Genomic DNA, 8,434 nt, shown 5'->3' with positions numbered 1-8,434 from the left:
TTGAGTTTTCTCGACGCACTCGCAATTGATTTGGGTGTAACTGCAGGTAGCTACGATGAAGTACTCGGTACCAGTATCTCTCTTGCCGATCTCCTAGATGTTGCCGCCGACGTACTCACTTCCGACGGCAATATCATCGCCGCCAGCGGCTTACAGGCCCTAGTATTAGCCATACCGGTCGCCACTCCGCCAATCCAATTAGGCGAGTTAATCAGTGTACAAGCTGGGGCACCCGACGCCGCCTTTGACATTGCAATATCTGCCCTTGATCTAACCCAAGCAAGTATTCAGCTCGCCAACACCAAAAATGCACTGGTCGCCGATATACCCGCAGGGCTGCTCGGTGTTGCCGGGGCAACAATTCACTTGCAAGTAATTGAGGAACCGAAAATTTACGCCATTGGCAACCCTGAAGACGCCAAGTCAGACCCCTACGGCAGCGATCAGATCTACGTGCGCTCCGCGCAAGTGCGGAGTTTTATATCTCTTGACCTGCCATTTGCCGGTGCTACCCTCAGCGCATTGGAAGCGCTATTGAGCAATCCACTTGTGGCAGGCATCACCAGTAGCGTTAATAGTTTGCTTACGCTCGATTTAGCGGGTGTACTGAGTGATTTAACGTGTTTGCTGTCCTGCACCCAAGAAAAAGATATCACCCACATCCAAATTTTACCTACTCCCCGTCTTGATATTGCGATAGATACTGGTGGCGCTGAAGCCCGCGTCAGCGATTACAGCTGTGCCGACAATGGCGATAAATCCCTAACCGTAGCTGCGCAGTCAGCAGTCGCGGGTATTGCGGCAGGCAAAATGGGCTCCAGCGCTGCGGATGCGAGCAATAATGTCTTTAGCAATGCCGAAGTCACCGTCGACCCTCTAGCCCTTATCGATATTGGCAGCAAACACATTCGCAAACGCTGTGTTTTGGCGATATGCACAATTGATTATAAGCAGGGCACCGGCTGGACCACGAATTCAGCCTTAGCTGACCGCACTGCCTATACCGGCGGCGGCATCGGCTTGAAAGTCGACACCAATTTACTGGCAGGAACCGGCACGCTAAATTATTACAACACCCCGGCCGACACCTTTCTTCCCAATATTGATCAAACCCTCGACGCCGACGCATTTCAGCAATTAGCCGCCAGCGATCTTGTTGCCGGGGTCAGTGATTCACTCAGCGGCATTGACCTAGAATTTTACCCGCCGTCTGGCGCTGGCATCGGTGGAAGCAATCTAGGCGAGGTGACTACCCTTGTGGGTAGTGTCGCCGATACCTTGTTAGCCAGTATCGACAGTATTATTACCGGCGTTTTAGCGCCGATACTCGATCCGCTGCTAAATGATCTGCTAGACTTACTGGGCGTTAGCTTAGCCGAGACCAATGTTGGTAGTGCTCTTACCTGTGAAAGTGACAAGGTGGAGTTGGTCATTTGAGCCAAGCACCACTCACTTAACAAGGGTATAGCGACAAAATACACGCTATGCGCCTGACTTTTGCAGACTGATCATGCCAGCGCCATGCCGCTGGCAATTTATGAGAGCCAGCCATGACGTTTAATGACTACCTCACCGTTCTTGCCAAAAATGATGGCTCAGACCTCTTCCTCAGTACCGGTGCACCGCCCTGTGCAAAATTTCACGGTAAGTTAAAGCCCTTAGACAAAGAGAGTTTTTCCCCCGGTGAAATCAAAAATATCGCCTATTCCATCATGGACGACGCCCAGATTGAGGAGTTCGAGCATGAGCTCGAGATGAACCTTGCTTACCATATCCCCGGCGTTGGCCGATTCCGAGTCAACATTTTTAAACAGCGCAATGAAATTTCTATGGTGGCGCGAAATATCGTTACCGATATTCCAAACGTCGACGCCTTAGGCCTACCCCCGATACTCAAAGACGTGATCATGACTAAACGCGGTTTGGTCTTGTTCGTCGGGGCCACTGGCTCAGGAAAATCGACCTCGCTAGCCGCGCTGATTGACCATCGCAATACCAATAGCAGTGGCCATATCATTACCATTGAAGACCCTATCGAGTTTATTCATCGCCACAAGCGCAGCATAGTCAACCAACGCGAAATCGGCATGGATACCCGCAGTTTTCACCAAGCACTGAAGAACACCCTGCGCCAAGCGCCCGACGTTATTCTTATTGGCGAAATCCGCGATCGGGAAACGATGGAGCACGCCCTCGCCTTCGCCGAAACCGGCCATCTGTGTATTTCAACCCTGCATGCGAACAATGCTAACCAAGCGCTCGACCGCATTATCAATTTCTTCCCAGAAGAGCGCCGCAATCAGCTACTACAAGACTTGTCGATGAACCTGAAGTGCTTTGTATCGCAACGCCTCGTTCCTACCGAGGATGGCAAACGCGCAGCTGCAATCGAGATTCTGCTCGGCACACCGACGGTTGCCCAAGCCATTCTCAAGGGTGAAATTGAAACGATTAAAGAAATTATGCACAAGTCTGAAAATGTCGGTATGCAAACCTTTGATCTCGCCCTCTTCAACCTCTACGAAGCAGGTAAAATCTCATTTGCAGAAGCGCTTAAAAATGCTGACTCGGCAAACAACCTTCGACTGCGGATAAAATTGCATAGCAAGCGCGGCATCCCTGCTGACGAAGGTGAGGATCAAAGCACCGAGGAGAAAAAGCCCACTTCGACATTTTCTTTGAGCTTGGAAATGGATAATAATGAAGAGGAATTACCAGAATAAATACTTTGTAATTCAGCAGTCGCTAAGCGACTGCTGCCCTCTCCCGACACCACAAAAGAACGCCCTCATTAAGCAAGCAAACTAATTTCGCGTCTAGAAAATAACGATCACTTCATGCTGCTGAATTGAACGATAAGAATAATGTTGGTTTGTGAACTACGTCAGGCCTAAAGCATGGCTTTTATAGCAGCGCTAGGGCACTGTTATCTCTTTGTATTATTAAAATAATTTACAGCGAGGTCGGTCGTGTATTGTGCTTTTCGCCTTGTGGACAATCCCAAGGAATTAATACTCTCATTTTGTTTAATTGCCTTCATCGCGATATCCGGTTGCGGCGGTAGCGCCTCGGGTGAACCAGCTTCATCTACGCTCACTGAAAACAATATACCCACAACTGAAGAGCTTACTGGCGAAAGTGGAACTGATGCGGATCCAGCCCCTGAGCCCAAACCCGAGACTGACACGGAAACTGACCCGCCGACCGACGATAGCGCGCCAATCCCCGTAAATTTTGAAGCTGCATTCCAACTATTAAAACGAGCGACATTTGGCCCCGTACAAGCCGACATTGACCAGTTAATGAGTGATGGCATTGAAACCTGGGTAAATAATCAGCTAACAATGCCTTCAGCCTACACATCCACTACCGATGGGCATTTAACACACTTAGAACGGCTAGCGCAGGTGGCCATCGCCGTTGAACCTCAAATCGATTGGTATCCCGACAATACGGCAAATGACAGTAGTAGTAATTATTTCGATGGCCGACAATCTGGCCGTACCGACATTTATCAGATGAGCGTTTGGTTTGAAAATGCGCTGCACGGCCCCGATCAATTGCGTCAACGAGTTGCTTATGCACTAAGTCAGATATTAGTCGCATCCACAAGCGACCCAGAATTGGATCGCCACGCGGAAGCCTTGGCGCATTACTACGATATACTCGCACGCAACGCCTTCGGTAATTTCCGAACCTTGCTGGGCGAAGTCGCCAAGAGTCCTGCCATGGGCACTTATTTATCCCACCAAGGCAATGAAAAGACCAGCGCTGACGGCTTGACCCTCCCAGACGAAAACTTCGCTCGCGAGCTAATGCAGTTATTCACTATTGGGCTCTACCAGCTTAACGGTGACGGCAGCCCGAAACTTGTAGACGGCAATCTCGTCCCAAATTACAGCCAAACAGACATTGAAGAAATGGCCAAGGTCATGACAGGTTGGGACCTTCGCTATAACAATCGCTATGGCAGAACTAACGGCAGCTATGTCCATTTTATGGAGTTCAATCCAGAACATCATGACTTGGGCGACAAATTGATCATGGGCAGCGCAATAAGTGATGACGGTGCCGGTGGAGATCTCGAGCAAGCCCTGGATTTATTGTTTCAACATCCCAGTGCCGGTCCCTTCATTGGCAAACAACTTATCCAACGTTTGGTGACGTCTAACCCAACGCCACAATATATTGCTAGGGTCAGCGCCGCATTCAATGACGATGGTCACGGTATAAGAGGCAACCTCAGCGCCGTTATCCGTGCGATATTATTCGACCCTGAAGCCGAACGCCCAGTAGCAAAAAATAGCGACCAATTCGGTAAGGTCGATGAGCATTTGTTAGCGTACACACGGTTCCTGCGATCGTTTAAGGTTAGGCCTATTGATGGCTGGCGATTAAACGCGGACACGGCTGGCAGCCCGGTTAATGGCATTTACTCCTTCAATAACGTGCGATCGTTGCTAGGGCAAGCGCCACTGCGGGCCCATCATGTTTTTAACTTTTATGACCCTGATTACGTCCCCCAAGACAGCTATTACCGCGACGCCTCGCCGCAGCGTGTATTACCGGAAATGCAGTTGCGCTCTGCGAATAATATCGCCAATTTATTTGAGCTAACGCTATTAAATCGCAATGTTATCGAGATTAATGAGCTCAACAGAAGCAGCTCATTGGCGGAGTATGTAGAAAGTCGAAATGCCGCCGGCAACAACGGTAAGGGCAATTGGAATGGCACGCGAGCACTTGCCCTGCTTGACTATAGCGAACCGCTAAAGGCTTTCGAGTTAGCGACGGACGGCGACACCAACGGTAACTTCAGCCAAATAAATAGTTCAGATGTAGATGAAAACGGGTTCACCGCTAAACAACGCGGCCTAGATGCATTACTAAGTGACTTGGAACATCGAATGCTGGGTGGCATTGCCTTAGATCCAAGCAGCAGAGAAGATTTAATTCATTACTTGGACACCGACAACTATTTCAATACCGGAAGTAATAACAAAAGAGAGGCAATACGCGTCACCGCGGCCGCTATCCAATATGTATTTATCTCTAGCGCCAATATGGTTCAGCAATAAGGAACTAAAATGAATGAATTAAAACGACGTCAATTTCTCAAGCTGTTGTCGGCGGCTGGTGCAACCACGAGCCTAGGTGGCGCGACGTCACTCTTCCCGACGTTGGCCAGAGCAAATGAACTGGGTGACTATAAGGCGCTGGTAGTGTTGTTCCTCCACGGTGGCAACGACTCCTTCAATATGTTGGTCCCCCTCGGAAGTGAAGCCGGTACAGGGTATCAGAGCTATGCCGAAAGCCGCGGCATTATGGCAATTAACAATTCTGACTTAAACCCATTTGCATCAAGCCTAGGCGCGTTTCAGCAGCGGCGTCTCGATGACGGCAGCAACCCTTACGCAAGCACCGATGACGCCAGCGCCTATAAAAAAGGCGTCTATAAATTTAATGATGTCGGCATTAACGGCATGATGCCGGAACTCGCGCAACTTATTATCGACCGCAAAGCCTCCGTCGTGGCCAATATTGGTACGCTTGTCGAGCCGGTCACCAAAGAAACCCTCCAAACTGCCAAACTGCCGCCGTTTCTTTACGCCCACAATCATCAACAACGCGCCATCGAAACTGGCTGGGCCGACAATCTCAGCGCAGGTGGCTGGGCTGGACGACTCGCAGACATGTGGGGTGTACACCAAGGCGCAATTAATGGTGGCTCGCCACTAGGCATGAATGTTTCCTATGCGGGTGCGACGCGCTTAATGACTGCCGACTATAATAGCCCCGTAGTTTTAAGCCCGGGAAGTACCCAGCTATTTCCCAATAATGCTGGCTTTGACAAGGCAATATTTAACTCACTGAATAGCCCCTCCTCCAACGACCAGGCATTGCATCGCGTGTTCAAAGCGGCAAGCAGTGGCGCTGTAGCCTTGTCCGACACCCTTGCCCAAATAGACACGGCAGCCTTCGACACATTACAAGACCCCTATGGCAACCCCCTGTTCACCAACCCCAGCGCCGGCGATTTAGGGCTTTCTAAGCAGCTACCTGGCCGCGCACTAAACGCCTTAAAAAGTGCAGCGCATATGGTCAAGCTAGGAAGCGAACTCGGCCTTGGCCGGCAAATTGTCTTTGTCGGTATGGGGGGCTTCGACACGCACAGCGCCTTGTTAAACACCCACCCCTTACTACTTCGTGAAATCAGTCTCGCGACGTGGAGTTTTCAGGCCGCGATGGATTCATTAGACTTGGCAGAGAAAGTAACGCTGTTTTCAGCCTCTGACTTTGGCCGCTCACTTGGGAACAATGGTGATGGCACCGATCACGCTTGGGCAGGCCACAACATTCTCGTCGGCGGCGCCGTTAATGGCGGCGCAATGATCGGTGCAATGCCAGATATGACACTTGGTGGCGCCAGTGATACCGGAAAAAAAGGCCGTATGATCCCAACCTTAGCCGTCGACCAATACTTGGCGACCTTATGCAGTTGGTTTGGTGTAGAAGACAATGATATGACGGGCCTATTTCCAAATCTCGAAAATTTTAAGAGCTCGGAATCGGACCCAATAAGTTCGGCTTATTTGCCGGGTATGTTAAATACCCAGGCCACAACTGAGGGCAATCTGCTGACACCAGTGAGTGATTTACTAAGTCAACTAGGCTTGGGGTAAATCGGATATCGAGGAACTGGCGTAGCGCGAGAAATGCAGCTTATCCGAACGAAATTGAGCAGTCGCGGCGCGACTGCTCAATCACAAGTCACTATTTTTCAGTAACCGCCAACTCTTCAGGTGCTTTCTTTGCGGTTGGCTTAGGTAATAAAGCTTCGCGGATTTGGCCTTCAATTTCAGCCGCTATCTCTGGGTGCTCACCCAAATATTTCGCCGCATTCGCCTTGCCTTGGCCTATTTTATCGCCTTTATACGCATACCAAGCGCCGGCTTTATCAACCAAGCCTTGTTTCACACCCAGGTCGATGACTTCACCAAGCCGGTAGATACCTTGACCGTAAAGAATTTGGAATTCAGCTTGTTTAAAGGGTGGCGACACTTTGTTTTTTACAACCTTCACTCGCGTCTCATTACCAACCACTTCTTCACCATCTTTGACCGCGCCGGTACGGCGAATATCGAGACGAACTGAAGCATAGAATTTCAGTGAGTTACCACCAGAGGTGGTTTCTGGATTGCCAAACATCACACCAATCTTCATACGAATCTGGTTGATGAAAATAACAAGGCAGTTCGCATTTTTGATATTACCAGTGAGCTTACGCAGCGCTTGAGACATCAAACGCGCTTGCAAGCCGACATGGGTGTCGCCCATTTCGCCCTCAATCTCAGCCTTAGGTACCAGTGCAGCCACCGAGTCGATAACAATAACGTCGACCGAGCCGGAGCGAACCAGCATATCGGTAATTTCTAACGCTTGCTCGCCTGTATCCGGCTGTGAAACCAGTAAGTCCTCAAGGTTCACCCCAAGCTTTTCCGCGTACTGGGGATCAAGCGCATGCTCTGCATCCACTATCGCGACGGTTTTACCCGCTTTTTGGGCCTCGGCCATAACCTGCAAACACAGCGTGGTTTTACCGGAAGATTCTGGCCCGTAAATCTCTACGATCCGGCCGTACGGTAAGCCACCAATGCCCAAGGCGATATCGAGCCCCAGCGAGCCAGTAGAGACAGATGGCATCACTTCCCTTGAGCTATCGCCCATTTTCATGATTGAACCCTTACCAAACTGGCGCTCAATCTGGCTAAGTGCCGATTCCAGTGCTTTTTGCTTATTGGGATCCATATGTTCTCTACCCTTTGTGAATGCTGATATTAAAATGAATAACGGCTGGCTGAACTACTGGCCAAACAACTGTATGTATAATCAGTATTATTCGCGCTATTGTCAATGCTAGAAGTTAAATTCTTTAGATCTCATCAAATCCTCTCTACGAGATAATCTTAACCCCAATCGCCTATCGCAAACATTTCATTACTGTTAAGCCTAAAACAGCCTGTGTTAAAGTGCAGCCCAACTTTAGCTTAGCTCCCAGAGGCCACATGATTCCTTGGCAACACCTTGGCACAGCACCAATACCCAATAACGGCGGCGAGCTTAAGCTAAGCCGGCGCGGTGAGGAATTCTCTATTCGTTTATCTGGGGTGCGCGGCGAACTGATGAACAGCCGCCTGTATAACTCAGAAGAAGCACTGGCCGACTTGGCCTGTAAACAGCTCAAAGCCCGCGACAATAGCGACGAAATCGCCGGCGCTGCGATTTTAGTCGGCGGCCTCGGCATGGGCTATACGCTAGCAGCGGCACTTCGCGCGGTGGGCAGCACGAGCCAAGTAACTGTCGCGGAACTGATTCCGGCCGTTGTCGAATGGAATCAAGGACCCTTAGGCGATTGTGCTGGCCAGCCCTTAAG

The 8,434-nt window shown here is 50.1% G+C and carries 5 protein-coding genes and 1 pseudogene; 5 read left to right on the top strand and 1 reads right to left on the bottom strand.

Going from position 1 to position 8,434, the window contains the following annotated elements; genetic code table 11:
* The 4 genes from ABYT30_RS12070 to ABYT30_RS12055 form a co-directional block, all read left to right on the top strand.
* The coding region (locus ABYT30_RS12070) for a hypothetical protein (RefSeq protein ID WP_373096683.1) at positions 1 to 1,437 on the top strand (1,437 nt) is incomplete at its 5' end.
* Between the two features lie 113 nt (positions 1,438 to 1,550).
* A complete protein-coding gene (locus ABYT30_RS12065) occupies positions 1,551 to 2,723 on the top strand; it encodes a PilT/PilU family type 4a pilus ATPase (RefSeq protein WP_373081694.1) in 1,173 nt (390 codons plus the stop codon).
* Positions 2,724 to 2,990: 267 nt separating this feature from the next.
* Complete coding sequence (locus ABYT30_RS12060; protein WP_373096682.1) at positions 2,991 to 5,078, top strand: DUF1800 family protein; 2,088 nt, start codon at positions 2,991 to 2,993, stop codon at positions 5,076 to 5,078.
* Between the two features lie 9 nt (positions 5,079 to 5,087).
* Complete coding sequence (locus tag ABYT30_RS12055) at positions 5,088 to 6,683, top strand: DUF1501 domain-containing protein (protein ID WP_373081690.1); 1,596 nt, start codon at positions 5,088 to 5,090, stop codon at positions 6,681 to 6,683.
* 91 nt (positions 6,684 to 6,774) lie between these two features.
* Here ABYT30_RS12055 and recA read toward each other — a convergent pair whose 3' ends face one another.
* Positions 6,775 to 7,809, bottom strand: coding sequence for a recombinase RecA (recA, locus tag ABYT30_RS12050; protein ID WP_373096680.1), 1,035 nt, complete (start codon positions 7,807 to 7,809; stop codon positions 6,775 to 6,777).
* A 257-nt stretch (positions 7,810 to 8,066) separates the two neighbouring features.
* Between recA and ABYT30_RS12045 the strand changes: the two are divergent.
* Positions 8,067 to 8,434 (top strand): annotated as a pseudogene (locus ABYT30_RS12045) (hypothetical protein); the annotation flags it as partial.

Source organism: Zhongshania sp. (assembly GCF_041623545.1).
Classification (GTDB): domain Bacteria; phylum Pseudomonadota; class Gammaproteobacteria; order Pseudomonadales; family Spongiibacteraceae; genus Spongiibacter.
Note: the sequence above shows the minus strand (reverse complement) of the source record. Positions and strands in the feature narration are given on the sequence as shown.

Bases quoted from the DNA above. Each gene is read 5' to 3' on its own strand.
- ABYT30_RS12055 (WP_373081690.1), top strand. From the start codon at position 5,088: ATGAATGAATTAAAACGACGTCAATTTCTCAAGCTGTTGTCGGCGGCT.
- recA (WP_373096680.1), bottom strand. From the start codon at position 7,809: ATGGATCCCAATAAGCAAAAAGCACTGGAATCGGCACTTAGCCAGATT.
- ABYT30_RS12065 (WP_373081694.1), top strand. From the start codon at position 1,551: ATGACGTTTAATGACTACCTCACCGTTCTTGCCAAAAATGATGGCTCA.